The sequence below is a fragment of the Mycobacterium sp. TH-M106 genome, assembly GCF_057473765.1.
This window is the reverse complement of record NZ_JBYCLE010000248.1, coordinates 1-1,778: the sequence shown is the minus strand read 5'-3', so window position 1 is coordinate 1,778 and position 1,778 is coordinate 1. Positions and strand designations below refer to the sequence as shown.

The following is a 1,778-nucleotide window of genomic DNA, read 5'->3' as shown; positions in this document are numbered from 1 at the left end:
ACCCGAGTTGGGTCATTTGTCTTAGTGCCTTGAGTTTTCGGTTTCCAGCGCATCCAGAATCGTCTTGACCTCGGTGTCGATGGCTGGCGGGAATGTGGCGATGACGCCGTTGAGGTCGATGGTGGCCGAGCGCAGGGGCTTGAGGGTGCGCAGGAATCGTCGCAGTGACAGCCCGGTGCGGGTCTGGACTTCGCGGCTGAGGGCCAGTGCGGTGAACACGATGGTCAGATGGGCTTCGATGGCGTCGCGAGTGCGGGCGAACATGGGCCTGGCGGCGAGGTCGGATTTCGACATCCGGAAGGACGCCTCGACGTGCCAGAGGTCGTGGTAGCTGGCGATGATTTCGGTCGCGGGCATCAGTGCGGCGTCGATGTTGGTGACGTAGCCTTTGAGCCCGACCAGCCGCCGAGCCCGCTGCAACGATGCCTCGTCGAGTTCTTGGGACCCATTGCGGTTCTTGATGAACCGCGGTGTGCGCGCGGCCTTCTCGCCGGCGACGACCGCGCGGGCCTTGTTCTCCTGCAGGTTCAGCGTCTTGGTGTCGCGCACCGCGCGTTTGGTGGAGTACGCCCACACCGCCCGCCACGACTTGGTATGGGTGGCCGGATCCCAGATGGGCTCGGCCTTGCGTTTGGGGTCGCTGGTCTTGGTGGCGGTGCCGCGTTGGTCGCGTGGGGTGATGGTGTCGATGATCTGACCGTCGCTAAAAAGCTCACCGTGCCAATGGAAATGCGATGCTAGATCATTGGGGGCTTTGGTGACCCTTGATCCGACGATGAACCCCAACCCGGCATCATCGAGTTCGCGCAGGTTGCCGCTGGCGAGCATGCCGGCATCAGCGACGACGACCATGTCGATGATGTCGTGGCGGGCCTGGAACGCTTTCACGATGGGCACGATCGTCAGAATTTCGGCCTTGTTTCCTTCGAAGCAGCCGATCTCCAGCGGGAATCCGCACCGGTCGACCAGCAGCCCGACCACGATCTGCGGGTCGACGCGGCGTTCCTTGGAGTAGCCGACCCGTCGGAGGTCGTCTTCGTTGTCGGCCTCGAAATAGAGCGTGGTGACGTCGTAGAGCACCAGGCTGACATCACCGGCGGTGCGGGCATGGTTGAAGCAGGCCACGGCGATCTGGTCGCGGTAGCCGCCAGCGCCGGCGCGGCGCAGGGTCCGTTTGCGCGTCGACAGCGACGCTGAGGTGCGGCCCAGCTCGGCCAGGACCCGATCGACGTCGAGCAGGCTGGTCGGCTCCACCACCCGGGCGATCACCAGGTCACGGAAGACCTCATCGCCGACCGCATCAAAGCCCAGGCTGGCGTACACCCCGGCGAGGGCGTCATACAGCAGCCCGTTGCAGCTCTTGAGCACTCGTGGCCTCGTCACGATCTCCCGCACTGCGGGTTGACCCGTATCGCCGGTGAACAGAGCTTCAGCTGGCGGTGGAACCATATGGGCTCGAACGGCTTTCGGGGTGATTCCCAGATCCAACTCGCCCTGGGTGTCATCGGCCAACAGCCGCTGGGCCTGCTCAATGAGCAGACCGAGCTCGGCGTCATCACGCGCGGAGCCCACATGGCGGATGATCCGGCGCCGGCCATCGACGGATTCGGCGATCTGGACCGCCGTCGCGCCCGAGGCCGTGCGCACCCGCCTAATCCAGACCATCCAGCGAGCCTACTGACCCAAATTAGTGCCTAGCGTGTGCACTAAGCAGAAACATCACCGCAGGTCAGCGCACCGCCATCGCCGGAAACTGACCAAAGTGACCCAACTCAGGT

General features: G+C 64.2%; 1 protein-coding gene. It reads right to left on the bottom strand.

Annotation, left to right across the window (positions count from 1 at the left end; all coding sequences use genetic code 11):
* Nucleotides 1-21: 21 nt before the first annotated feature.
* The gene (locus tag AC2VOP_RS08610) at nucleotides 22-1,665 is read right to left on the bottom strand and encodes an IS1634 family transposase (RefSeq protein ID WP_486960576.1); all 1,644 of its coding nucleotides are present in this window, start codon (nucleotides 1,663-1,665) and stop codon (nucleotides 22-24) included.
* Between the last annotated feature and the right edge of the window lie 113 nt (nucleotides 1,666-1,778).